Origin of the sequence: Pseudoalteromonas sp. SG41-2 (genome assembly GCF_014164535.1) — a bacterium.
GTDB lineage: Bacteria > Pseudomonadota > Gammaproteobacteria > Enterobacterales > Alteromonadaceae > Pseudoalteromonas > Pseudoalteromonas rhizosphaerae.
Genome location: NZ_JACJFK010000010.1, coordinates 83,359 through 108,864, shown reverse-complemented (window position 1 = coordinate 108,864; position 25,506 = coordinate 83,359). Strand labels below are relative to the sequence as shown.

The following is a 25,506-nucleotide window of genomic DNA, read 5'->3' as shown; positions in this document are numbered from 1 at the left end:
CAATCAGCACTGCGTTATTATGTTCCGCAGAATGTTTGGTAATTAGTATCCCCATCAACAGGCGGGGAGTACCAAAATGCAGGGCTTGCCAACAATTGGTAAGGCGACCTCAAGGCCGTTAAATATTCATCTAACATGCTGCTTTCACCAGTACTTTCATACTGCTGTATTATGCTTTCAACAATATGATTACGCGGGATCAAGCGTGGGTTGGCTTGGCGCATCAGCTGATAGCTTTGCGTATTTGTTCTGGCTAACCACTTAATAGACCAACCAGCCAAGTCACTCGGAATGGCAGTCTGACCTTGCAATGATTCTGTTAAGGAGTCAAAAGTATTGGTGTAATCAAGCTGATGGGTTTTCAGTAAAGTTAATAACTCGGATACTAATTCAGCATCGCCATCTTGATGACCATCAAAGCCCAACTTTTTCGCCCACATCTGTGTAAAGGCTTGATGAAACTGCTCAGCAAAACCATTTATTAATGGGCTTAATAGCTCAACAGCCAGCTCTTCGTCATCGCTAATTAAAGGAATTAAACTTTCAGCTAAACGTGCACAATTCCAATTAGCAATATTAGGTTGATTGCCAAAAGCATAGCGACCTTGGCGATCAATAGAACTAAATACAGTATCAAAATCAAACTGATTCATCATTGCACAAGGGCCATAATCGATGGTCTCACCACTGACGAGCGTATTATCAGTATTCATTACTCCATGAATAAAACCAACGCGCATCCAGCTAACAATCAGGCTAACTTGCTTTTCAATTACCGCACTTAAAAATGCCAAATAACGCGCAGAGCCCGTAGACTTTATCTCAGGATAATGACGCTCAATAGCTAAATCAGCTAAGGCTTTTAAACCAGTAACGTCACCTTGCGCAGCTAAATACTGAAACGAACCGACACGTATATGACTACTAGCAACGCGGGTAACAATGGCTCCTTGTTGTGGTGGTTGACGGTAAACTGTTTCACCACTGGCAACAACTGCCAAACAACGTGTCGTCGCTATGCCAAGCCCGTGCATTGCCTCACTCATTATATATTCACGTACCGCAGGACCGATTGCACAACGGCCATCACCTCCACGTGAAAATGGCGTAGCACCAGAACCTTTGAGTTGAATGTCCCAAAGCTGTTGCTGCTGATCAGTGACAGCCCCTAATAAATGTGCTCGCCCATCACCTAAACGCGGTGAAAAATGTCCAAATTGATGCCCTGAGTAACCTAATGCCACAGCAGCAACATCGCTGTTATTAAGATTACCAGAAAAAATTACCGCACGTTCTGATGTGACAACCTCAATATTAAGCTGCCTAGCTAACGTATCGTTCCACAGCAGTAAGTTTGGAGCAATAACAGCACTTGGCTGATCAGCCACAGCAAAATCATCAGCAATCTGGGTGTAACGAGCAACTAATTTCATAGTATTCCTTAAGCTTGGGTTGTTTGTATACCAACGCGATTATCGCCCACGCTGTATGCAACTAACAGACTGAGCTCTTGTAGGCTTAATCCGCTTTGTTGCTGCAATTCATTAAAAAAATGTTGAGCGCTGGCAAGTGACTTTTTAGTTTGTAAACCGCCATCAATTATTTTATGAGCACGGAGATAACTTTCTACATCACGCGATAATAAAAAAGTATCTTTCCCTAAGGTTCGCAATGCATAAGGGCCGGTGTTACCACCTAAACGCGCCCCATGCTTTTTTAAATACCCCCACAAACCAATAATATCGTCGCTCGGCCAATCTGCAATAAACTGACTAAAACTGCCATGTTCACTTGCCACTTCATGGATCATATACGCATTTTCTGGGATCGTTTGCACTTTTTTAAAGTTACGAACGATTCGCTCATCGGTGGCTTTTTGCTCAAGCATATCTGGCGGCATCATTAATAATTTAGCCACACTAAAATCCCAAAATACTTCCCGAAAACCTGGCCATTTATTGTTGATCACTGACCAATAAAAACCACTTTGAAAAATTTTGCGGGTAAACTCTTCAAGCCATGCATCATCAGGTAAAGCAGTTAATTGCTTTGCATTTTGAGGGGCAACAAGTAATTGCTGTAACATTACTTCGCTACCTTTTCGCTGTGCCGCTCGTTGATATATATCTTGAAATTTTTCCATTACTCACTACCACTGCTTGTTATTACGCTTACTGTAACGCTATTTACGTTGTAAAAAAATGTCAGGAGCACATTGCAGCTAAAAATAAACTTAAAAATATCCAGCCTTGACACCTAGACGGCTAAAATGCTTTAATCTTTCGCATTACCCCTATTAAAGGTTTGAGTTTTAAACGATAAAACTTACACCATGGGCTAGAAGAGGTGCGTTATTCAGGTAACGTATGTGAGGAGCACATACTCCAGTGATCATACGTGAGGGGAATTAACGCCGAGAAGTAACACTTTTTGTGAAGTTTTACTTCGGGCGACTGGGTTGAATCCCAGCGACTGTCACCAATAACAGCTTGGCTGTTAAAATATTTGGTGGAGAGCTTCTGGTCTTAGCGTAATAAGGCCATAGCGCCCTATTATATTAAGCCCATTCGCTCTTCGAATTATTAGTTCGAACGACGTTAATGTGGCTCCAATCATAAAAGCTTATTAACTCCTCGAATCACTTATAAGTTCGTGAGAGATGATCAATAACTTCAATTTAAATGACTACCCTTTGTGGACGGCACTCGTCACGCCATTTACTGACGCTGGTGAAGTCGACTATGCCACTCTTGATCAGTTAGTTGCACAGCAGCAAGTGGCTGACAATGGTATTTTATTACTTGGTAGCACCGGCGAAGGCCTCGCACTAACACTCAAAGAGCAACAAGCGATTGTTGAACACGTGTGCCAATTAACGCCAACAGTACCGCTGATGGTTGCAGTAGGCGGTATAAATCTAAAGCAACAACTTGCCTGGGTTGAATACTGTAATCAGTTACCCATTCATAGCTATTTACTGGGCACTCCCCTATACGCTAAGCCCGGCGTGGTAGGCCAAACACATTGGTTTGAAAGCTTACTTAATACCAGTAAACATCCTTGCATGCTTTATAACGTACCAGGGCGCAGTGCTGTTGATATTCCATCGGCCGTAATTAGCAACTTGAAAGACCATAAAAACTTGTGGGCACTCAAAGAAGCCAGTGGCGACATTGCTAAATTTGAAGGTTTTAGAAAAGTCGCACCTAATTTAGCTATTTTTAGCGGTGACGATGCACTGATGCCTTACTTTGCCCAGGCTGGCGCAAAAGGTTTAGTCTCTGTGGCTGCTAATGCATGGCCTGTGCAAACCCATGAGTTTGTAAAACGAAGTCTCAGCGGTCAACACCCCAATTTATTTGCCGACTGGTCACAAGCCATTCAAAGCTTGTTTGCTGTCGCAAACCCTATCCCCGTCAAAGTATTGATGCATTTACAAGGGCGAATTAACAGCCCGTACTTACGTCCACCTTTGACGCATCTTGAGTTAACGCAAACTGATTGTATTAACAACGCAAACAACACCATTTTATCTTGGCATTAAATACAGGTTTTTATAATGAGCTGGTTAGAACTACTAAATAATTTAGAATCGGGCGCTGTGCGCGCAGCAACACAAGACGACAACGGCCAATGGCATGCTAACGTTGCAGTAAAACAAGGTATTTTAGAAGCGTTTAAAAATGGCACTAATACCGAATTTCCAGGTGGCTTTGTTGATAAACACAATTTAGCACCACAAGGTTTTGCAGCCGATGCTGGAGTGCGTATGGTACCTGGTGGCTCAAGCGTTCGCCGTGGCGCACACGTTGCTAAGGGCACGATTATTATGCCACCAGCATATGTAAACATTGGTGCGTTTATCGACGAAGGCACGATGGTTGATAGCCACGCGTTAGTGGGGTCGTGTGCGCAAGTAGGTAAAAATGTACATTTAAGCGCTGCAGTACAACTAGGCGGTGTACTTGAACCTATTGGTGCAAGCCCGGTGGTGGTAGAAGACGATGCATTCATCGGTGCAGGTTGCGTGATTGTTGAAGGCGTAGTAGTGAAAAAAGGCGCGGTGCTCGCACCAGGTGTACGCTTATCAGCAACTATTCCTGTTTATGACTGTGTTAATGAGCGCCAGCTGGCTAAAGGCGAGCCTATTCCTGAATACGCGATTGTTATTCCAGGCTCTCGTCCAGCTTCTAATACTTGGGCCCGCGAGCAAGGATTAAGTATGTCGTGTGCATTAATTGTAAAATACCGTGATGAACAAAGTGATGCATCATTGCTGCTTGAAGAGGTTTTACGTTAATGAGCTTTTTGAGCACGCCAGTTAAAACCGCCATTGATGAGCTATCAACTACGCTTGATACACCATTTTTTATTTACGACCTTGATACATTAAACGCACACTTAACGCGATTAGTGGCGCAAACTGAGGTAAAACTGTGGTATGCCGTAAAAGCTAATCCATTATCTAAAGTCATTCAAAGCTTAGATAACGTGGGTTTTAACTTTGATGTAGCAAGTAAAGGCGAACTTGAGCAAGTTCTGGCACAAGGTATTAACAGCGAGCGCGTGCTCAATACAGGGCCTGCCAAAAGCCCAAAACAAATTAAACACTTTATTGCGCGCGGCGTACGTACCTTTGTTGCCGAAAGCCTTAATCAAGTACGCTGGCTTAACGAGCAAGCAAGCTTACAAAACTGTCAGTTACAGGTATTACTGCGAGTGCAATTACGCTGGCCTGAAGGGGAAAAAAACCCACTTGGTGGCGATAGCCTTACTCCATTTGGTTTAAGTTGCGATGAATGGCAAGCGCTAAATACTAGCGACTACCCAGCGCTTAATTTTGACGGCCTGCATATTTTTCAGTGGGGCAACATGCTTAGCAGCGACAAACTCGCTGAACTTTGGTCACAAATGATTACGCCGTTAACAAAGCTTGCCAACGACTTAGGTATTCACTTAAAAGTACTCGACTTAGGCGGTGGTTTAGGTATTCCTTACACTCTTGATGCACCAACCTTAAGTTGGGATGCGCTCATTGATGCATTAGCTAACATTAAACATGCCGCAGGCGTACAAGAACTCTGGATGGAGCTTGGCCGTTATGCTGTGGGCGAATGCGGTCATTACGCAACGCCTGTCGTTGAGCGAAAACTTAACTATGCCCAACAACAAGTGATCTTAAGCGGCGGTATTAATCATTTATTGCGCCCTGCAGTCACCAGCCAAGATTTCCCAGCACGATTATTACGAGACTCAACTGCTGCATACCAAACTATGAGCTTATATGGGCCATTATGTACAGCACTTGATTACTTAGGTGAACACCAATTACCTAGTGATTTAAATGAGCAAGACTGGTTGGTGTTTAGCCAATGTGGCGCGTACGGCTTTACCGAAAGTATGCCGTATTTTTTATGTCATGAGCTAGCAGCTGAATACACATTACAAAATGGCGAGCTTAACTGTATTCGCACAGCTGAAGATGCCAGCTACTACTTAAGGTAATTGAGATGAGTACGACTAAAGCTATAAGCCAAGAAAACATAGTAGTTGGTGAAGTTGCCAACGGCCTACCGCTCACAATTCCTGTCTATCGTTTAAAAGGCGATGGCACTGGGCCAAGTGTGTATGTGCAAGCTAATATGCACGGTGCAGAAGTACAAGGCAATGCGGTTATTTACCAATTACTTGAGCAGCTTAAGCACCTTGAACTCAAAGGCGATATCACCCTAGTGCCTTACGCGAACCCAATTGGTTGCAATCAAAAATCGGGGGAATTTACCCTTGGTCGTTTTGATCCAATCACCGGCACCAACTGGAACCGCATGTATCACTGTAATAGTAAGCTCGCGAGCCAATTTGCTGAGCAATATAGTGATGCCGATGAGCAAACCTTAAAAAGTGCGTTTAAAGCCGCACTGATTGATGAAGTAGACCAACAACTCAGCGGTCCAGCTTATCGCCTAACTACAGGCAAACGCATTGCACTTAACTTGCAAAAGTTGGCACACCAAGCTGATATCGTGCTCGACTTACACACAGGCCCCATTTCGAGTCAGCATTTATATTGCCCAGATTATGCCAAGGCCAGTGCCAACTACTTTAATATTCCTCATGTATTAATCATCCCTAATGATTTTGCAGGAGCAATGGATGAAGCAAGTTTTTGCCCATGGTGGCAATTAACCGAGGCATTAGCTCAACAAGGGCGTGAGTTTAAAGTGCAGGTTGAAGCTTTTACGGTCGAACTCGGCAGCCAAGAAAAAATCGATTTAACTGCGGCCCTTGATGATGCTAATAGTATTTTAAGTTACCTAAATCATAAGCAGGTATTCGTTGATGCCCCCTATCAGCCAAAAGTAATGAAGCGCTACGGCTGTGATTTAAATGATTACCTTGCTTACTATGCACCTATGGGCGGCATGGTTGAGTATATAGCGCCACTTGGCGGCCATATCAAAGCTGGCGAGCCGATTGCTAGAGTATTGCGAATGGAGCGCTACCTAGCAGAGCAACCATTACAAACCCTAACACTTGATTGTGACGCCATCGCGATTTTGCATTTTGCTTCAGCAAGCGTAAACCAAGGCACCGAACTATATAAATTCTTTACTAACGTATTTGAGCTTTAATTTTTATATCAAGCTCAACCCTTCTCATTGCGTGAGAGCACGACTATCCAATTGGAAAAAGTGCATTGAACAAGCGGCTTCGGCCGCTTTTTCTTTGTATTTATGGGCAAAAAGCGCCACAATCAACTAAGTTCAGTAACAATTCACTGATATTCAGTTAAAGTAAATGCTGGATAAATGTATGGGATAGGTATCTTAGTCGTTTTATGATACTGAAATTAGCCTATTCTCATTTACGAAAAACACAATAGCTACTCTCTATTTGATTTTATCAAAGGAATAATAATGACTTGGCACTATGGGATCCTATTTACTGCACTATTATCAAGCTCTGCATTCGCACAATCAGAATCAACAGCAAAAACCAACGAGCAAGATGATGATGTCGAGCTAGTAAAGCAATGTATTTTAAATGAGGCAATTGGCGGGGCTGGCGAGATGACGCTAGCACAACTGCGTGAAAAATGCTCATCACTTGATGAAAGCAAACAACTTACCGCACTCGATAAGCGCCAAGCACGCGAAGAAGTAAGTAAAGAAAACCGTAATGTTATTACCCCACACAAACGTAACTACATTTTACCTGTTTCTTATGTATCCCACCCAAACAATAGCTCGTTTGAAGCGTATGACGAACTAACCGGTGAAAAACAAGATGAACCACTCGATAACTTAGAAGCAAAATATCAGCTTTCAATTAAGGTACCTATTTTCGATGATTTTTCTGATGAAGACCAGGCTATATTTTTTGCCTTTACATTACAGTCATATTGGCAGCTTTATAACAAAGAAAGTTCCTCACCATTTCGTGAGACCAACTATGAGCCTGAAATTTTTTGGGTTAATTATTTAGATAAAAAGCACGTTCCATGGGGCGACGAAATGGCAGTAGTCCTTGGTATTTCGCATCAATCTAACGGTAATAGTCAGCCTGATTCGCGCTCATGGAACCGTATTTATGCAAACTTTTTGTGGGAAAACGATGGCTATGTGTTTAGCTTTAAACCTTGGTACCGTATTTCAGAAAGCGAGAAGGAAACGCCATTAGATCCAAGAGGTGATGATAACCCTGATATTTACAAATACATGGGTTACTTTGAATTTAGCGGTGCATATCGACTTAATGATCATGAATTTAGTTTTATGACCCGCAATAATTTAAATTCAGATAACCGCGGTGCAATTCAGCTTGATTGGTCATTCCCATTATGGGGCCGAGTTCGCGGTTACGCCCAATACTTCAACGGCTACGGTGAAAGTTTAATTGATTATAACGCTGACATAGAACGTATTGGCGTGGGTATATTATTAACTGATTTACTATAAAAAAAGGCCAAGCAATTGCTTGGCCTTATCTTTTGTTTGCTCTGAATTCTAACTACTTAATAATTCTAAATGTACCTTCAAACTCAGCAACCAGTAACTCACCATCGTAGATTTCCACTGGCACTACATAGCTCGCTTTACCTTCTGACTCTAACTCGGCTAATTTACCCTTACAGCCGCTTAAATCAACGCTGCCACGTGGGTCGTTATTAAGCGGTTTTAAATATTTAATATTAGCATCAGCTAACACAATATTACCTTCAAGCCCGGCTTCTTTGAGTGCTAAATAAGTCGCGCCCCAGCCGGTTAACGTCGCTAAACTATAAATAGAGCCAGCAAACATAGTGTTATGCAAGTTTAAGTTCGCATTTAAATCTGCACTGGTGGTAAATTGCCAATCAGTGTAACTTTCAACTTTAATGCCCATAGCATCGCTGATCGGAATAGATTCGCGCCAGGTATTTTGCAGAACTTGGGTCCAATTGGGATGGCGGAACCAGCCTGGCTCAGACGGTTTTTGTTTCACCATTTTCCAGTGTTGTACATCATCGTAAGCTAAGTGAGCCTTTTCTTTTAATTCATAACCATGACGTTTGTAAAATTCTAATGCTCGTTCACGAGCGAATAAAACTAACTCATCGGCGTCTTGAGTCCAGGCTATTTTCTCGAGCTCATGCAATAAACGGCTACCAATGTGTTGATTACGGTTACCTTGTGCAACGGCCATATAACGGACTTGCGCTTGTTGTTGATTATTAAAATGCAGTCGTGCAACACCTAACACTGCCCCCTCTTTATTTTTAATAAAGCGATGCTCAGCATCTTGCTCTAAATCATCCTGCTCAGAACCACGCGGTTCATTCCAAGGCGCGCGCAATACTTGCCAACGTAATTGATAATACGCTTGCCAATCTTCGCTACTTTGTGGTGTTGTCACCTGAAACATAATCACTCCTGTTGCTACCAAGGCCGCAAACGCTTGCTAATTCAAGATGCGTTTATCTAACTAAAAATGCGGTCAGTTATTATTTGCAAACTACCATACTCCATCTGGTAAAAACTTGGAATACGACTTTGGTGAGCAACGCAAAATAACTGCTTTACCTGTAAAACTTGATAGACATATTGGCACTTTAGATTGACTCGTCTATGCTGATGTAACTATGGAACATTTTTTTGAAGACAACGGGGCAGTAAAACACAGCTTTATCGAAGATTGTCACCGTATCGGGCAACTACTCTATTGGCACAAATATGGCGCCGATTGCATTCAGGTACGCCAACATAAGCAGTTACGTTGGTTATTGATCAACGAAACACTACAGTCAGTGGTCGAGAAAAGCAGCCCAAGCCATTTGCTGTTTCCGCATTTGCAATATTTAGCGCAATTATGGCAACCACTCCCGGCACCAAACGCCGTACTTGAACTGGGCTTAGGTGGCGGCGCTATCCGCAATTACTTACAACACACCTACCCTGATAGTCAGCTACTTTCTGTAGAGAAAAATCCGAATATCATTCATTGCTATAAGCGTTTTTTTGGTGGTGAGCATGCATCGAATTTACGCTGTTTTGATGCTGAAGCTGTATTAGAGCATGGCCCACAATACGATTGGATCATTCTTGACCTATTTAGCCAATTAGATGCGCCGTTATTTTTATACAAACACCGCTTTTATGAAAAACTGCGCTGTGCTTTAACTAAAAATGGCTATTTATTTATTAATTTTTTATCTGGTCATGAATCACAATTAAAGCAGTTAGAACATTTGCTGATCACCACTTTTGGTAAAATACCTGGCATCGAAAAAATTCCAGGTTATGCCAACAACATCGTGGTGATCAGAAAATAACTGCTAGCCTTAACTACACTGTTAAATTAAATGTCACCGGCCCATCATTACATAAACTGACTTGCATATCCGCAGCAAATTGCCCTGTAGCTACGCTTAACCCCATAACTCTAGCTTGGCTAACAAAGTATTCGTATAGCTGATTAGCTTGTGCAGGTGTGGCTGCTGATGAAAAACTTGGCCGCATGCCTTTTTTAGTATCTGCCGCCAGAGTAAATTGCGATACCACCAATAACTCACCTTGAATATCTTGCAGGCTTAAATTCATTTTGTCGTTTTCATCGCTAAATACGCGGTAATTGCTAACTTTATGTAGCAGCTTATCAGTGCTTTGTTGATCATCATGCTTTTCAACTCCAAGCAACAATAAAAGCCCCAGCTCAATTTGCCCAACCACCTGACCATCCACTTCAACTTTTGCGTGTTTTACGCGCTGAATTAATCCTTGCATCTATTCCTCGATAATTTGATCCACATAAGATCGGCTGCACGCCGCACTGCCGCTAAATATACATTACTATCAACACCATGCCCAACACCATCTAAAATAAGTAACTGTGCGTTGAGTTGCTCAGCTAAATGCTGTACGGCATTAAAACGACACACTAAATCATGCCTGCCATGAATAAACCAAGTAGGAATTTTACTAATTTTTTTATAGTGTTCACCAATGAAGTTATCAGTAATAAAACACTGAGCAGTAAAGTAATGGACCATTAAACGCGCCATATTAAGCCCCAACTGTGGTGAACTTAACCCCCATTGATGTTGCTGTTTACCATGGCTTAATACGTTTTCCCATTGGCACCATAATTTAGCAAAGTGATTTGCATTAATTTGATTATCATCATTTAATTGCCGCCGATAAAACGCAAAAATGCTGGCAACATCAGGTAACTCCTGAGAAAAACGCGCATATAATTCAGGATAAAAATGTGCAGCAGCACCATGACGACTATATAGCCACTGAAAATCGGCTGAAGTAGCTAAAAACGTGCCTCGTAAAATTAACCCATGTACATGTTGAGTGTGTTCGATGGCATACAGCAAACACAGAGTTGCTCCCCACGAACCACCGCTTAACACCCACTTTTCTAGTCCTAAGTAAGTGCGTAAATAATCAAGGTCAGCGACCAGTTCTGTGGTTGTATTAGCGCTAGTTAAATGAGGCGTTGATTGCCCGCAGCCGCGTTGGCTATATAAAATAATACGATAACGGGTAGGATCAAAGAAACGGCAATTATCAGCATGTAAACCTACGCCGGGCCCGCCATGGCAAATTACCACCGGCAAGCCAGCTGGATCACCGAACTCTTGTACATGAATTTGGTGCCCACTTCCCACACTCAAATGAAAATCATGGTATGGGGTAATATTTGGATATAACTGCATAATGCCGATTCTCCTATCAGCGATGCAGTGAATTACTTATTAGCATCGCCCTCATCAAGGATAATATCGGGTGTATCTTCGATATTTTTAGGGCCAATACATACTGTAAACTCTGCACCGAGTAACACAACCACCCACGACAAATACACCCACACAAACAAAATTGGAATAGTTGCCACCGCACCATAAATCACTTCGTATGAAGGAAAGTGACTGATATAAAGTGCAAAACCCTTTTTAGTTAATTCAAACAACAAGGCTGCAAATAAAGCACCTGGTACTGCAGCTTTAAAAGATACGCGAGTATTAGGCACTAAAGTATAGAGCATAATAAAGCCAGCCATAGAAATTAAATAAGGCAGTAATTTTAATAAAAAGCCACTAAAGCCCGGAATACCCTGATCGGCAAATGATACTAACGACACAATATATGAAGTAACACCAATACTTGCGCCTAATAACAATGGCCCTAAACTCAACACCATCCAATATACCGCGAAAGAAATCATCATTGGTCGCTTGGTTTTAATCCGCCAAATTCGATTCAGTGTCGCATCAACATTACGGATCAGTAGCAATGCTATCGCTGCAAGAAAACCAATACCTACAGCAGTCATTTGATTCGCATTACCTGCAAAAGACGTTATATGCTCTTTAATTACATCTGATGAGGTGGGCACAAAGTTAGTAAATAAAAAGTTTTCAATAGCAATACGGGTATCTTCAAAGCCAGGAAAAGCCGAGAAAATAGCCACGCCAACTGCAATTAAAGGAACCAATGAAAGTAAGGTTACATAGGCTAAATAACCAGCATTTACAGTAATTTGGTCGTCAATACAGCGATTAATATACTGCATCCACCACGTTGGCTGCTGACGTATAAGTACCCTCAACTGCTGTTTATAATGTGCGACCTTTTCATTCATAAAGTTAACTTTCTGCTAAAATAGTTTTGATTATCATAGCAATCCACCACATAATTTACAGCACTAACGGATTTAAAAAGGGATCTCGATGAAAAAACTGACTTTACTCAGCGCACCAATATTGGCCTTATCACTGGCTTTATCTGGCTGCCAATCTGCATATTACTCGGCTATGGAATCAGTTGGTGTGCATAAGCGTGACATTTTAGTGGACCGCGTAGAAGCAACTAAAGAGTCTCAAGAAGAGTCTCAAGAGGAATTCCAATCTGCACTTGAGCGTTTAACAACATTGATTAACTTTGATGGTGGAGATGTACAAGCAGCCTATGACCAACTCAATGATGACTACGAATCTAGCCTTGCGGCTGCTAATGACGTTACGAATAACATCAACAAAGTTGAAGATGTAGCTGAAGCATTGTTTGAAGAATGGAGCGATGAATTAGAACAGTATTCTAACGCCTCACTTAAACGTGAAAGTAATAAAAAGCTCACCGCAACCAAACGTGACTTTGATAAACTATTACGCTCTATGCGTAATGCTGAAAGCAAGATGGAGCCGGTACTGTCATCACTGCATGACAATGTTTTATACTTGAAGCATAACCTTAATGCACAAGCTGTATCAGCCATTCAAGGTGAATTCACTAATCTTAAGCGCGACATCAAAGTGTTAATGGATGACATGAACAAGTCGATTGCTGATTCAAATAAATTTATTGAGCAAATGAGTAAAGCAGGCTAAATCAGCTGTGAGTTTGCCTGTCACTTATCAAGAGCGCTAGTTTGCTAGTCGCAAAGTAATCAAAGCCTACATTTATGTAGGCTTTTTTGTTGTTATATCTTGTTACTTTTTAAGTGTTTTTTCATCGGCTATTTTTGCTACAATTCTACCTAATTAGAATTATAAAAACATTAAACAATGAAAATACGTGCAGTTAGTTTAATTATCGCATCAAGTTTATTAGCTGCGTGTAGCACTGCCAATCATGTGCAAAGAATTGCAGGCGCTGATACTGTTGTGCCACTTCATCAAGAGGGTGAACAGGCTGGGCGCTACCACAACCTCTATCCAGGGAAAAAAACCTATCCGATTAGCTGCGAAAGTGATTGTTACCCAAGTAATGCTAACTTGATATGTGAAACTCCGGGTGAAAACTGCCTCTATCAAGGCGCGCAACTAGCACCACAACTAAATACCGGCTACACAGTTCGCTGGCTCGGTCACGCCGGGTTTATGATCAACACTCCTAACGGCCAGCAAGTTGTATTTGACCCAGTAAAAGAGCAATTTGACTCCCCTGTTGATTTAGCTTTTCGGCTTGCATCTGGGTTTTATCGTAAACCTGGGGACTGGCTTAGCGAAAGCGAACTTAACAATCTAGACGCAGTAATTTATTCTCATATTCATTACGATCACTTCAATAAAGCAGACATTGAAAGCATCGGTAATAAACCTCGCTACTTAACACCACTTGGTATGGCAGATAACTTTCCTACCGGTGGTTTTAATATTAGCGAAATGGCGTGGTACGCAAACACTAACATTGATGATTTAACCATTCATGCGCTACCTGCACATCATTTTAGCGCCCGCGTGCTGGTACCTTTTATTTATGAAGATCGCGATAAAGATTTATGGAATGGCTGGTTACTTGAGCAAAATGGCAGCACTTTATTTTTTGCAGGCGATACTGGCTACTCCCAACATTTTAAGGATATCCAACAAAAATACGGTGATATTGATATCTGTTTAATGCCGATTGCCTCTTATTACCACGAAGAGAATGGCAACTGGTATCGTTATGTACATACTACTCCTGAGGATGCCTTAACAGCTGCACAGCAGCTTAATTGTAAAGTTATGATACCTTGGGGCTATGGCAACTCAAGTTGGAAGATGGGCGATCACAGCAGCCATTCTGCATTGCTGCGCTTATTGCATATGTATGATGAGATGAAGTCACAAATCCCGCTGTATATTTTAAATGAAGGGCAAAGTGTCGCACTATAAAACAATACTTGGGTACTGATACGATTGCTCTTCCGCCTTACATTGACCATCACCGAGAGAGCGATGTATTGGCCCAAGTAACATACTAAAAAAACCATTAATTATATTCGCTGTTTGGTGTGTCTCTGAGCTATCAAGCGAGTGGTTCTGCACTTGCCGTTGCTGACTTTGCGCACTACCAACAACAAAGTCACAACCTGAGCTCATTACTTGCGACGAAGTACAGCCAGATAACAACATAGCCACAATCAACAACAATACGTTAGCCACAATTATTCCTTTTATATTAATTCTAGTAGTGCCATTACTTTAGCTGTTAATTACACTCAACAATGTAAAAAACTGTACTCACTTACGATCCATTACTACCAGTAATTTTATACCTGAACATTATGTCTGTTGTTTTCAATTTTTGTTTCAGTCACTATTAAGCCATAAACAAAATAAGAAACTTTGAGAATTAGATGAAAACAGCCGCGCTTACCTTAAGCCTATTAATGAGCAACGCCGCTATGGCTATCGATGTAGAGCATACAGCAACACCAATTACTATTGACGGTGTATCTGAAAGCGCATGGGACCAAGCAAAATGGCAGCCTATGCCTTTTCTTATGGATGGCACCTTGCCTGACTCAGATAAAGACTTTATAGGCCGCTACAAGTTACTTTGGGATGAAAACCACCTGTATTTACAAGCCGATATTGTGGATGATGTACTAATTGATACCCATCCAGATCCTACCGATAAGTACTGGGACGATGATGCCTTAGAAGTGTTTATTGATAGCGACGCATCTGGCGGTAACCATCAGTTCAATCATACTGCGTTTGCCTATCACATTGGTCTTGATAACCAAGCTGCCGATTTCGGAGCTGATAAAAAACCCCATTTATACACAGATCATTTAATCAGCCACTGGCAACGAAACAGTACCGCCCCATATAACATCACATGGGAAGTAGCCATTAAGCTCTACCCGAATGATTTCCAAGAAGGCGCGCCAAACACCCCGCTTAAGTTAACGGCAAAACAAGTAATCGGCTTTATGCTCGCCTACTGCGATAACGACGGCAGTAAAATTCGTGAGCACTTTATGGGTTCGCATGAAGTACAACCCGTAAATGGCAGCCGCAACCTAGGCTATATCGACGCCAGCGTATTTGGAAAGATTACGTTATTACCGAAAAAGTGATAGGAGTTGGCGAGTCAACTAGAGTAAAGTTATCAAGTTAAGCAAGGTTGGGTTGAGCGCAGCGAAACCCAACGAAAAAATACCCCGCTAACAAAAACAGGGGCTTTGCATTATCAGCTACTTTAAAAGCCCTTCCTCTTTTACTGCTCATTTTCTTCTCCTTGTGCAAAAAATCTTTAAGTCAGTTATTCACAAAGAGGATAAGAGGCGCTGCACTTTTAGAGGAAAGAGGTTATGTTGCATGGTTTATAAAATCTAGCGGTTTTTACCTAATAGCTATACAAACACCAATCTAGCCAACTACGCTGTTCTAATCTGACAGCTGACCGCTTATAGCTTACAGCTCTTCCCCTCACAAACTTTACTCTCGCTAACTAATAACCACAAAAAAGCCGCTGTATTTTGTAATACAGCGGCTTTTAAAATCATTGTTCTAAATTAATAGATTATGATTTAGGCGCACGACCCGCACGTTTACGCTCATTTTCAGTTAAATGACGTTTACGAATACGGATGTTTAATGGCGTTACTTCTACTAACTCATCATCAGCAATGAACTCAAGCGCTTGCTCAAGTGAATAGTTAAGTGCTGGTGTTAATGTTTGTGCTTCATCTGTACCAGATGCACGAACGTTAGTAAGTTGCTTACCTTTAAGCGCGTTAACTGTAAGGTCGTTATCACGGCTATGAATACCGATAACCATACCTTCGTAAACTTCAATACCGTGACCGATGAATAAACGGCCGCGCTCTTGTAAGTTAAACAATGCGTTAGTTAGTGCTTTACCTGTTGCATTTGCAATCATTACGCCGTTCTTACGAACACCTAGCTCGCCACCTTTGTGCGGACCGTAGTGATCGAAAGTATGGTACATAAGGCCTGAACCTGATGTAAGCGTCATGAAATCAGTTTGGAAACCGATTAAGCCACGGCTTGGGATCATAAAGTCCATACGCATACGACCTTTACCATCTGGTGCCATGTCAGTAAGCTCGCCTTTACGAAGACCGATTTGCTCCATGATAGAACCTTGGTGCTCTTCTTGACAGTCAATCGTTACTGTTTCATACGGTTCTTCAAGAACGCCATCAACAGTACGTAAGATTACTTCAGGACGAGAAACCGCTAGCTCGTAACCTTCACGACGCATGTTCTCGATTAAGATACCTAAGTGTAATTCACCACGGCCAGAAACACGGAAGCTATCTGGGTTTGCAGTATCTTCAACACGAAGTGCTACGTTGTGTACTAATTCTTTGTCTAAACGTTCACGAATATTACGTGATGTTACAAACTTACCTTCTTTACCACAGAAAGGAGAGTTATTAACAGAGAACGTCATTGTTACTGTTGGCTCATCAACACTTAGTGGTGGTAATGCTTCAACATTAGTAGGACAACAAACAGTGTCTGAAATCTTAAGTTCGCCGATACCAGTAACAGTTACGATGTTACCAGCATAACCACGTTCAGTTTCGATACGCTCAAGACCTAGGTAGCTTTGTACAGAACCGATTTTACCGTTACGTTTAGTGCCATCAGCACTGATGATAGTAACTTGTTGGTTTACTGCAACAGAACCACGCTTGATACGGCCAACACCGATTACACCAACATATGAGTTGTAATCAAGTTGCGAAATCTGCATTTGGAAGTCACCTTCAGGATCTGCATCCGGTGGTGATACTTCGTCAACGATCATCTTGAACATAGGTTCCATGTTCTCTGATGGCTCGTCTAAATCTAATGTTGCCCAGCCGTTGATTGCTGATGCATAGATAACTTTAAAGTCTAACTGTTCGTCAGTTGCGCCTAGGTTGTCGAATAAATCAAAGATTTGATCCATAACCCAATCAGGACGTGCACCTGGCTTATCAATTTTATTGATAACAACGATTGGCTTTAAGCCTTGCGCGAATGCTTTTTGCGTAACGAAACGCGTTTGTGGCATTGGACCTTCTTGAGCATCAACAAGTAGTAATACTGAGTCAGCCATCGAAAGTACGCGTTCAACTTCACCGCCAAAGTCGGCGTGTCCAGGGGTGTCTACGATATTGATATGGTAGTCATTCCATGAAATGGCTGTGTTTTTAGCCAAAATGGTAATACCACGTTCTTTCTCAATGTCGTTTGAGTCCATCACGCGCTCTTCGTTACCGCCGCGTGTTTCTAATGTACCTGATTGCTCAAGTAGTTTGTCAACCAATGTTGTTTTACCGTGGTCAACGTGCGCGATAATCGCTATATTTCTTAACTTTTCGATGCTCATATTTTTACTCAGAGAAATTAATTCTCAATGATCCTGCAAGATCTACGCACTCACCTGCGTTTTCACGAGATGTCCCAGCATAGGATTTAAAAGGGCGCATATTATCCCTCATTAATGACATGGATGAAAGTTTATCCAATATATATTTCACAACTTTCTTCATACTTCTAATAAGTATCTGTTTTATATATGACATTTTAATTAATTTAATTTTTCAATTTGTCACTATTTTGCTCATTCCTAGCTATTATTGTCATAATTTGGCAGTATTTGGTGAGTAAGTTAGCTTTATGTTGGTGTTTATAATCTATACAATTTAGCGCAAAGAGAAGTGACCACACTGACGCACCAAAATGATCACAAGCCGATCCAATATGGTGCAAAATATATAACAGCTGGATGTAGAACTTATTTTTTAACCTTAAAAAACAATGCACTATAAAAATGGCATAAAAGCCGCTTACTATAAAAGCAAAAGCAATTATGCAGCAAAATAAAACCCAACAGTTGGAGGACACATGTCACAATCGGTTTTAGATTTTATTAAAGAAAATGACGTTAAGTTCGTTGATTTACGCTTTACTGATACCAAAGGTAAAGAGCAACATGTTTCTATTCCTCATCACCAAGTAGATGAAGATTTCTTTGAAGACGGCAAAATGTTTGACGGTTCTTCAATTGCTGGTTGGAAAGGCATTAACGAATCAGACATGGTATTACTACCTGTTGCTGAGTCTGCTAAATTAGACCCTTTCACAGAAGAAGCTACTTTAATTTTACGTTGTGATGTTGTTGAACCTGGCACATTACAAGGTTATGAGCGTGATCCTCGTTCAGTTGCTAAGCGCGCTGAAGAGTACATGCGTTCTACTGGTATTGCTGATACCGTGCTATTTGGTCCTGAGCCAGAGTTCTTCGTATTTGATGACATCAAATACAAAACTGATATGTCAGGTTCAATGTACAAAATTGATTCTAAGCAAGCAGCTTGGAACTCAGATAAAAGCTACGAAGGCGGCAACACTGGCCATCGTCCAGGCGTGAAAGGTGGTTATTTCCCTGTTGCTCCAGTTGATGATTTCCAAGATTGGCGTTCAGCGACGTGTTTAGTTCTTGAAGAGCTAGGTCAAGTTGTAGAAGCGCATCACCACGAAGTGGCTACAGCTGGTCAAAACGAAATCGCAACTCGCTTTAACACTATGGTATTAAAAGCGGATGAAATCCAAGAAATGAAATATGTTATCCATAACATGGCTCATTTATATGGCAAAACAGCTACCTTCATGCCTAAGCCAATAGTTGGTGACAATGGTTCTGGTATGCACTGTCACCAGTCTTTAGCTAAAGACGGTGTTAACTTATTCGCAGGCGACAAGTACGGCGGTCTTTCTGAAGAAGCGCTTTACTACATCGGTGGTATTATCAAGCATGCTAAAGCAATCAATGCTTTTGCAAATGCGTCTACTAACTCTTACAAACGTTTAGTACCAGGGTTTGAAGCGCCAGTAATGCTTGCATATTCTGCACGTAACCGTTCTGCATCAATCCGTATCCCAGTGGTTCCATCAGAAAAAGGTCGTCGTATCGAAGTACGCTTCCCAGATCCAACAGCTAACCCATACCTTGCTTTCGCTGCAATGCTTATGGCTGGCCTTGATGGTATCAAAAACAAGATCCACCCTGGCGATGCAATGGATAAAGATTTATACGACTTACCAGCAGAAGAAGCAGCAGAAATCCCAACAGTTGCAACTTCACTACAAGAAGCGCTTGCGTCTCTAGATGCTGACCGTGAGTTCTTAAATCAAGGTGGTGTATTCACTAACGATTTAATCGATGCTTACATTGCGCTTAAGTCTAAAGAAGTTGAAAAGCTTAACATGACGACTCACCCTGTTGAGTTCGAAATGTACTACAGCTGTTAATTAGGCTGTAGAAAAATTATCTTATAGATAATATATGTGTGTTCTCAAGGCCCGTTCTGCGGGCTTTTTTTATGGCTAATTTTCCCATTCTCCACTAAAGTTTAATTAGTGCAAAAAATGCAAGGTGACAAGGTGAAAAAGACGCTTTTATTACTAGTAACTCTGATTTTAATCAGCTTTTATGGCTATTCTGGCGATAAGAAAATTTATTCTTGGAAAGATAAAAATGGCGTATCAGTATTTTCAGATACTCCTAAACCAGGTGCGCAAGAAATCAAGCTCACCAATCAAAGTTTGTCGATGCCGACTGTTGATACAAGCATTTTAGATGAACAGCAACCAGCGGCTGTGAAAAGCTATAAAGCGGTTATTTCTTCCCCTGCCGATCAAGGCACTGTTCGTGAAAATACCGGTTCAGTGTATGTAACTAGCCGTATAACACCACGCTTTGAGAATGGTTTTAAAATTCAACTACTAGTTGATGGCGCACCGTACGCAGAACCTAGCAATATCAGTACTTTTGCTCTGCGCGAGGTAAACCGTGGCGAACACACATTGCAACTGAAGCTATTTGACCCACAAGGCTCTGTTGTCTCTGTTAGTCCAGTGAGCACATTTTATATGCATAGAGCATCGTCTTTATAAAAACCATGTATTTCTATCAAAGACCATAATTTACTTAAAATATTTGTGCTAAGCTGCTAACAATCATCAACGCACTAAAATGGTGCAATCATGCCCGATAATAAAAATTTTAACCCTGAGTTACTAACTAGCATTTGGCAAAACCTGTCAACGGCAGTGATCTTACTTGATCAACAATTCACCCTTATTTACGCTAATAATAGCGCCAGTGAACTGTTAGGATTAGGCCCTAAACGTATCCTCAATCAACCGTTTGACAGTCTTTTTAATTACCATTCCATTGACCTTAAACGCATTGCACAATACTCTTTGGTAGATGGTGTAGATTGCCACCAGCACAGAGCTGACGTGGTTTTTGTTGATTCTCGTCATGCCAAACTGGCAATTAGTTCGCGTCGCGTGAAGTTACAAAATGAGTATTTTATTTTATTCGAGTGTCGCCAAACTGATGATGAAATTCGCCACGATCAAGCTTCTAATCAAATGCATCAATATCAAGCAGCACGTAACCTAATTAGAGGGCTTGCTCATGAAATCAAAAATCCTTTAGGCGGAATTCGCGGAGCGGCGCAATTATTGCAGTATGAGGTTGATCAGCAAGAACGGGATGAATGTGCAGAATTAATTATTGAACAAGCCGATCGCTTACGAGAGCTTGTTGACAGGCTACTGGGCCCGAATCAATTACCACAAAAGTCATACGGTAATATTCATCAAACCTTAGAGTCTGTAATTAAACTAAGTACATTAGATAATTGCGCCAATATTAGCTTGGAGAAAGATTACGACCCAAGTATACCTGATGTCTATATTGACCAAGGTAAAATTCAGCAAGTAGTACTTAACATCGTTCGAAATGCACAACAAGCGTTAGTCGGTGGTGGCGTGATAAAAATTAAAACACGTATTAATCACCAGCAACGTCGCCCCGGAAAAGCCCCTAAAAAGGCACTGCTGATCCAAATTTCAGATGACGGACCAGGTATCGATTCCAGCATCAAAGAGACATTATTTTACCCGATGATCACTAACAAAGAAGGTGGTTCTGGCTTAGGTCTCTCGATTGCACAAACCTTGATCGATCAACACAACGGCTATATAGAATGCGATAGCTGGCCAGGTCATACAGAGTTTAATATATATCTGCCTTTTGCGGATTAATCGGTTTTTGGAGTTTGCATGAAAACAGTTTGGCTGGTTGATGATGATGCATCTATTCGCTTTGTACTTGAAAAAGCACTAACTCGCGCAGGATTTAATGCTGAAAGTTTTTCTAATGCACAAGACGTGCTGTCAGCATTAAAGTTTAGCCAACCTACGGTACTGGTGTCTGATGTACGTATGCCTGGTATGGATGGTATGGCATTATTAGAACTGATCGCTGAACAAAACCCAGGCTTGCCAGTGATCATCATGACTGCGCATTCAGATTTAGATTCAGCGGTAAATGCGTTTCAAAAAGGTGCTTTTGAATACCTAGCTAAACCATTTGATTTAAATGAAGCCGTTGCGTTAGTAGAAAGCGCGTGTCGCGCTAACTCAACTAAAAAAGTAAAACGTAAACCCGCACCACCTAAAAGTGCCCATATCATTGGCGAAGCGCCAGCCATGCAGGAAGTATTTCGGGCAATAGGTAAGCTGTCAGCATCAAGTATGAGCGTACTTATCAATGGTGAATCTGGTACCGGTAAAGAATTGGTAGCCAGTGCTTTACATAACCACAGCCCACGCAAAGAAAACCAGTTTATTGCCTTAAACATGGCAGCTATTCCAAAAGAATTGGTTGAATCAGAGCTATTTGGCCATGAAAAAGGCGCTTTTACTGGTGCTGATAGCGTACGTAAAGGTCGCTTTGAGCAAGCCAATGGCGGTACGCTATTCTTAGATGAGATTGGTGATATGCCGCTGGATGTACAAACCCGTTTGCTGCGTGTTTTAGCTGATGGTGAGTTTTATCGTGTTGGTGGCCATCAAAGTATTAAAGTTGATGTCCGGATCATTGCCGCGACTCACCAAAACCTTGAAGACTTAGTAAAACAAGGCAAATTCAGAGACGATTTATTTCATCGCTTAAATGTTGTGCGCCTGCGCCTACCTGCACTGCGTGAACGTACCGAAGACATTGAACGCTTAGCACAGCATTTTTTACATAAAAGCGCCAAAGACTTACAAGTCGAAAGCAAAATTCTCAGCTCAAAAGCCACCGACTTACTACGCTTGTTCAACTGGCCTGGCAATGTTCGTCAACTAGAGAACACCTGCCGCTGGCTTACTGTTATGGCTCCCGGCGAGCTTGTGAGTGAGCAAGACTTACCTCCAGAGATCTTAGCAATTGACGAGACTCAACAAGAGGGTGATTGGCTTGATGCCTTTCAACAATGGCTTAACCTAGAGCTTAAGCAAGGCAAAGAAAACATCTGGCCTAATGTACAAGCGCAATTAGAAACCCGCCTAATTAAAACCGCATTGGCAAACTGTGCAGGACATAAACAAGAAGCCGCAGTAAAAATAGGCTGGGGCCGCAATACATTGACCCGTAAATTAAAAGAGCGCAATATCAACTAACTTCCCTGCTCAAACGAAGGAAAATAAGTTGAAGTTAATCGAGCATATTCCATTAATAAAGCAGATGGAGATACTTAATAGGCTGAGTTTTTTTAGAGAGTTCAGCCTCAATGAGCGCCAAGTATTACTGGAGTCATTCAGTCACTTATACTTAATCAATAAAGATCGCTTTGTGTTTAAACAGTTTGATAACGACAAACAACTGTATATCGTGCTCAGCGGCGCTATTGTGGTATTTAAACATAGTCATTTGATGGATTTAGGCACCATTGAACCCGGCGAATTTATTGGTGAAGGTGCGTTTATAAATAACCGCGAGCACAGCACCAGTGCTCGTGCTAAAAGCGATACCATAGTACTGGCGATTACCAGCGAAGCACTAATACGTTTACCAAATGTGATCCGCGAAAAAATTAAAGACCGCATTATCGAAGGGATGAGTGGACGTATTGCTAAATTAAGCGATTACCTCGAGTCACGCGGCTAATCCATATACACAACCTGTAGCGAACAGTTTAACCATTGCGGCCCTGCAATGTGTGCGTTATAGCGAAATGTATCTGAGGGTTTTTCACCAAAAGGCGTTGCAACCAAAGGGGTTGAATGCGTGTATGACTGCGCAGTATCTCTATAATTGATGACTAAATAATTTTCATAACGCTGCCAAACTAACTGAGCGCGGGCACCGTTTAGTAAAGTAAATTCAACCAAGTTATCAAAAAATCTGACTTTAAGGTTATTGTAGCGGTCTTCAACGCAACCAGTAGTATGCAGCTGTTGCGGCATCTCAAAACCTTGCTCTATTTGCTCACCACGTAAGTAAAAGCCAATATTGCCATCGCTATAGTGATGACTTGCCGCCGACACATAGTGTATCTGTGGCTGATAGCCCATTGCTTGCATAATATCAGCAAGCTGCTCGGTTTCAGCTGTAAGTAACTTATCTTCGGAAGTTAACAGTGTCGCAGCGACAAACTCTTTGGGGATTGGTAATTGAATAAACTGATACGGTAATGGTTGTTGCTGTAAGCGTATTGTTAGCTGTTGTTTTTCTAGCTCTGTTAACGCTTGCGTGTACACATATATTGTTGGTTGTTGGCACGCAGTTAGTAATAACAACATGCCAATTAAAATGCCATATTTCATAGTCACCTCAAATAGATTACATCTGTAGTCTATTTGGGGTGACTATTTATAGCAAGTTAATTTACCTGGCTTTTGAGCCAAGCATCCACACTTTTACGGGTATATAGAATATCCTTGAACAAGCGGTGACGTTGAAACTCAAGTAGTTTTTCTTTACTATTTTCACCACAACTTAATTGGCTGTGATTGTCGTTAAAACGTGAAATTAAAGAAAAACCACGATCTGACCTATCAGGCGCTTTTTTTACAATCTTGCTAAGTTCAGACCTTACATCATCAGCGGTCATAAACCCTGAACCCTCCAGGCCCATTAACTCTTTTTTCATGGCTGATCTAACACCCATTTTAAATCTCCAGTACTGCGGCATTTGTAATAAAATGACCAACTAAATATCGAATACGACACGAATAGCAAATTACAGGCCAGCTACTGACGCGGATACTACGCTTGAATTACTACCGTTTTTTTAAAGACGGTAGAAAATTCAAAAAAGTTTCAGGTTAATTCTATTTAATGCCCTGTATACTTTTGGCAGCTTGATGCAAAAGTCGCGCACAGCCTTTATACTACAGGCTGTGCCCTACCTTAATGAGATCAAACATGAACGACGAATATATTGAAATTGAATTAGAAGAAGAGCCAATTGAGCTATGCAAACTCTTAAAAGTTCTTGATTTAGTCGAAGGTGGCGGCCAAGCCAAAAACCTTATCACTGAAGGCTATGTTGGCGTTAACCATGAAATTTGTACAATCAAGCGGAAAAAATTATACAGTGGCGACATTCTTGAATTTGATGGTGAGCAATTTCAACTGACATTAAGCGAAAGTGCTATTCCAGCAGAGCGCGCTGTTACATCAACGCAACCTGAACCACAACAAAGTGCAGAGCCTGCTACTAACGCGCCTGCTAAAGCTAAGCGTAAACGTACCAAAAAACCAAAAGTGGATGAAAAAACAGGCCGTCGCCCTATTTCATTCGGCTAATCCAATTTAGACTACGTGCAACTTGTAAAAGTAGCCGTAGTCGCCTTTAATAACTTTTTAAATAATAGTTTAAAAGGTAATGTATGACTCCTCCGCACTGGTTAAAATCTGTCGCTTGGGCAGCCCTTATTTGGAACTTGCTAGGGGTAATTGCATTCATTATGCAAATGCTCATGACTCCAGACATGATAAGTAAACTCCCTATAGAACAACAAGCTGCATATTCAAACACACCAATTTGGTCAACTATTGCATTCGCTACCGCGGTTTTTGGTGGGGTATTAGGCTGTATTTTATTATTACTTAAAAAAGCCCTTGCTCGAGTGCTTTTTGCGCTCTCACTCGCTGGGATTTTTATCCAGCAATTTTATAATTTCATTGTTATTAATAGTATTGAATTACTCGGTGCCAGCGCGGTGTTTATGCCAATATTCGTAGTCGTAATTGCAATTATCCTGCTACTGCTAAGCCACAAAGGCAAACAGCAAGGTTGGCTACTGTAAAACACGCTATTGAGTTGCTATTGTTTTACTGCTGACGCTTGAAATATAAATTTTCAGCATCATATATACCCTATTACTTGTATAAAAATCGTGCAAAGACACACTGGTATGTACTTTGCATTTTAATTATT

The 25,506-nt window shown here is 41.4% G+C and carries 26 protein-coding genes and 1 riboswitch; of the genes, 16 read left to right on the top strand and 10 right to left on the bottom strand.

Going from position 1 to position 25,506, the window contains the following annotated elements; translation table 11 throughout:
* Window positions 1-17 precede the first annotated feature (17 nt).
* Both H5186_RS10015 and H5186_RS10010 read right to left on the bottom strand, forming a co-directional pair.
* Complete coding sequence (locus H5186_RS10015; RefSeq protein ID WP_182794426.1) at window positions 18-1,433, bottom strand: YdiU family protein; 1,416 nt, start codon at window positions 1,431-1,433, stop codon at window positions 18-20.
* 8 nt (window positions 1,434-1,441) lie between these two features.
* Window positions 1,442-2,143 (bottom strand): DNA-3-methyladenine glycosylase I, encoded by a 702-nt coding sequence (locus H5186_RS10010; protein WP_149980470.1) that lies wholly within the window; start codon window positions 2,141-2,143, stop codon window positions 1,442-1,444.
* Window positions 2,144-2,333: 190 nt separating this feature from the next.
* Window positions 2,334-2,527, top strand: a riboswitch (Lysine riboswitch).
* 132 nt (window positions 2,528-2,659) lie between these two features.
* On the opposite strand from H5186_RS10010, the gene dapA reads away from it, so the two are divergent.
* The 5 genes from dapA to H5186_RS09985 all read left to right on the top strand — a co-directional run bounded on the left by dapA (window position 2,660) and on the right by H5186_RS09985 (window position 7,958).
* Complete coding sequence (gene dapA / locus H5186_RS10005; protein ID WP_182718988.1) at window positions 2,660-3,544, top strand: 4-hydroxy-tetrahydrodipicolinate synthase; 885 nt, start codon at window positions 2,660-2,662, stop codon at window positions 3,542-3,544.
* A gap of 15 nt (window positions 3,545-3,559) precedes the next feature.
* Window positions 3,560-4,300, top strand: coding sequence for a 2,3,4,5-tetrahydropyridine-2,6-dicarboxylate N-succinyltransferase (locus tag H5186_RS10000; protein WP_182735693.1), 741 nt, complete (start codon window positions 3,560-3,562; stop codon window positions 4,298-4,300).
* On the top strand, window positions 4,300-5,505 hold the full coding sequence (locus tag H5186_RS09995) for a PLP-dependent decarboxylase (RefSeq protein ID WP_182794425.1): 1,206 nt from the start codon (window positions 4,300-4,302) through the stop codon (window positions 5,503-5,505). Before H5186_RS10000 ends, H5186_RS09995 begins: the two co-directional genes overlap by 1 nt.
* Window positions 5,506-5,510: 5 nt before the next feature.
* Entirely contained in the window at window positions 5,511-6,632 is a 1,122-nt protein-coding gene (locus H5186_RS09990; protein ID WP_182768011.1) for a succinylglutamate desuccinylase/aspartoacylase family protein, read from the top strand.
* 285 nt (window positions 6,633-6,917) lie between these two features.
* Complete coding sequence (locus H5186_RS09985) at window positions 6,918-7,958, top strand: phospholipase A (protein ID WP_149980465.1); 1,041 nt, start codon at window positions 6,918-6,920, stop codon at window positions 7,956-7,958.
* 52 nt (window positions 7,959-8,010) lie between these two features.
* On the opposite strand, the gene H5186_RS09980 is transcribed toward H5186_RS09985, so the two are convergent.
* Window positions 8,011-8,904 carry a bifunctional GNAT family N-acetyltransferase/hotdog fold thioesterase gene (locus H5186_RS09980; protein WP_145237973.1) on the bottom strand — a complete coding sequence of 298 codons (894 nt, stop codon included), beginning with the start codon at window positions 8,902-8,904 and terminating at the stop codon, window positions 8,011-8,013.
* A gap of 217 nt (window positions 8,905-9,121) precedes the next feature.
* On the opposite strand from H5186_RS09980, the gene H5186_RS09975 reads away from it, so the two are divergent.
* Window positions 9,122-9,811 (top strand): spermidine synthase, encoded by a 690-nt coding sequence (locus H5186_RS09975; RefSeq protein WP_182718985.1) that lies wholly within the window; start codon window positions 9,122-9,124, stop codon window positions 9,809-9,811.
* A 13-nt stretch (window positions 9,812-9,824) separates the two neighbouring features.
* Here the strand turns inward: H5186_RS09975 and dtd are convergent, their stop codons facing one another.
* Genes dtd through H5186_RS09960 form a run of 3 tightly spaced genes read right to left on the bottom strand, consistent with a single transcriptional unit; the run spans window position 9,825 to window position 12,129 of the window.
* On the bottom strand, window positions 9,825-10,262 hold the full coding sequence (gene dtd / locus H5186_RS09970; protein ID WP_182794424.1) for a D-aminoacyl-tRNA deacylase: 438 nt from the start codon (window positions 10,260-10,262) through the stop codon (window positions 9,825-9,827).
* The gene (locus H5186_RS09965) at window positions 10,250-11,203 is read right to left on the bottom strand and encodes an alpha/beta fold hydrolase (RefSeq protein ID WP_182794423.1); all 954 of its coding nucleotides are present in this window, start codon (window positions 11,201-11,203) and stop codon (window positions 10,250-10,252) included. Before H5186_RS09965 ends, dtd begins: the two co-directional genes overlap by 13 nt.
* Before the next feature lie 32 nt (window positions 11,204-11,235).
* Window positions 11,236-12,129 carry a virulence factor BrkB family protein gene (locus tag H5186_RS09960; protein ID WP_145237963.1) on the bottom strand — a complete coding sequence of 298 codons (894 nt, stop codon included), beginning with the start codon at window positions 12,127-12,129 and terminating at the stop codon, window positions 11,236-11,238.
* An 88-nt stretch (window positions 12,130-12,217) separates the two neighbouring features.
* Between H5186_RS09960 and H5186_RS09955 the strand changes: the two genes are divergently transcribed.
* Together H5186_RS09955 and H5186_RS09950 are read left to right on the top strand one after the other, a co-directional pair.
* On the top strand, window positions 12,218-12,874 hold the full coding sequence (locus tag H5186_RS09955; protein WP_145237960.1) for a DUF2959 domain-containing protein: 657 nt from the start codon (window positions 12,218-12,220) through the stop codon (window positions 12,872-12,874).
* Between the two features lie 177 nt (window positions 12,875-13,051).
* Complete coding sequence (locus tag H5186_RS09950) at window positions 13,052-14,143, top strand: MBL fold metallo-hydrolase (RefSeq protein ID WP_182718982.1); 1,092 nt, start codon at window positions 13,052-13,054, stop codon at window positions 14,141-14,143.
* Here the strand turns inward: H5186_RS09950 and H5186_RS09945 are convergent.
* Window positions 14,138-14,413, bottom strand: coding sequence for a hypothetical protein (locus tag H5186_RS09945; RefSeq protein ID WP_182718981.1), 276 nt, complete (start codon window positions 14,411-14,413; stop codon window positions 14,138-14,140). The genes H5186_RS09950 and H5186_RS09945 overlap by 6 nt on opposite strands.
* Window positions 14,414-14,607: 194 nt before the next feature.
* Between H5186_RS09945 and H5186_RS09940 the strand changes: the two genes are divergently transcribed.
* Window positions 14,608-15,336, top strand: a complete 729-nt coding sequence (locus H5186_RS09940) for a CBM9 family sugar-binding protein (protein WP_182794422.1) — start codon at window positions 14,608-14,610, stop codon at window positions 15,334-15,336.
* Between the two features lie 446 nt (window positions 15,337-15,782).
* Here H5186_RS09940 and typA read toward each other — a convergent pair whose 3' ends face one another.
* Window positions 15,783-17,606, bottom strand: a complete 1,824-nt coding sequence (gene typA, locus H5186_RS09935; protein WP_182740376.1) for a translational GTPase TypA — start codon at window positions 17,604-17,606, stop codon at window positions 15,783-15,785.
* A 518-nt stretch (window positions 17,607-18,124) separates the two neighbouring features.
* On the opposite strand from typA, the gene glnA reads away from it, so the two are divergent.
* The 5 genes from glnA (at window position 18,125) to H5186_RS09910 (ending at window position 23,228) form a co-directional block, all read left to right on the top strand.
* Window positions 18,125-19,531: a glutamate--ammonia ligase gene (glnA, locus tag H5186_RS09930; protein ID WP_182718979.1), complete on the top strand. Its 1,407-nt coding sequence runs from the start codon at window positions 18,125-18,127 to the stop codon at window positions 19,529-19,531.
* Between the two features lie 132 nt (window positions 19,532-19,663).
* Window positions 19,664-20,176, top strand: a complete 513-nt coding sequence (locus H5186_RS09925) for a DUF4124 domain-containing protein (protein ID WP_246175485.1) — start codon at window positions 19,664-19,666, stop codon at window positions 20,174-20,176.
* Window positions 20,177-20,266: 90 nt separating this feature from the next.
* Window positions 20,267-21,337 (top strand): nitrogen regulation protein NR(II), encoded by a 1,071-nt coding sequence (gene glnL / locus H5186_RS09920; RefSeq protein WP_145237942.1) that lies wholly within the window; start codon window positions 20,267-20,269, stop codon window positions 21,335-21,337.
* An 18-nt stretch (window positions 21,338-21,355) separates the two neighbouring features.
* Entirely contained in the window at window positions 21,356-22,741 is a 1,386-nt protein-coding gene (gene ntrC / locus H5186_RS09915; protein ID WP_145237940.1) for a nitrogen regulation protein NR(I), read from the top strand.
* Window positions 22,742-22,769: 28 nt separating this feature from the next.
* Complete coding sequence (locus H5186_RS09910; RefSeq protein WP_182718978.1) at window positions 22,770-23,228, top strand: cyclic nucleotide-binding domain-containing protein; 459 nt, start codon at window positions 22,770-22,772, stop codon at window positions 23,226-23,228.
* Here H5186_RS09910 and H5186_RS09905 read toward each other — a convergent pair.
* Window positions 23,225-23,887 carry a hypothetical protein gene (locus tag H5186_RS09905; RefSeq protein ID WP_182794421.1) on the bottom strand — a complete coding sequence of 221 codons (663 nt, stop codon included), beginning with the start codon at window positions 23,885-23,887 and terminating at the stop codon, window positions 23,225-23,227. The two genes, H5186_RS09910 and H5186_RS09905, sit on opposite strands and share 4 nt — an antisense overlap.
* 56 nt (window positions 23,888-23,943) lie before the next feature.
* Window positions 23,944-24,231 carry a hypothetical protein gene (locus tag H5186_RS09900; protein ID WP_182718976.1) on the bottom strand — a complete coding sequence of 96 codons (288 nt, stop codon included), beginning with the start codon at window positions 24,229-24,231 and terminating at the stop codon, window positions 23,944-23,946.
* 257 nt (window positions 24,232-24,488) lie between these two features.
* Between H5186_RS09900 and H5186_RS09895 the strand changes: the two genes are divergently transcribed.
* Both H5186_RS09895 and H5186_RS09890 read left to right on the top strand, forming a co-directional pair.
* Window positions 24,489-24,872 carry an RNA-binding S4 domain-containing protein gene (locus H5186_RS09895; RefSeq protein WP_182740374.1) on the top strand — a complete coding sequence of 128 codons (384 nt, stop codon included), beginning with the start codon at window positions 24,489-24,491 and terminating at the stop codon, window positions 24,870-24,872.
* Between the two features lie 83 nt (window positions 24,873-24,955).
* Window positions 24,956-25,375, top strand: coding sequence for a hypothetical protein (locus tag H5186_RS09890; RefSeq protein WP_149980456.1), 420 nt, complete (start codon window positions 24,956-24,958; stop codon window positions 25,373-25,375).
* Window positions 25,376-25,506: the final 131 nt, after the last annotated feature.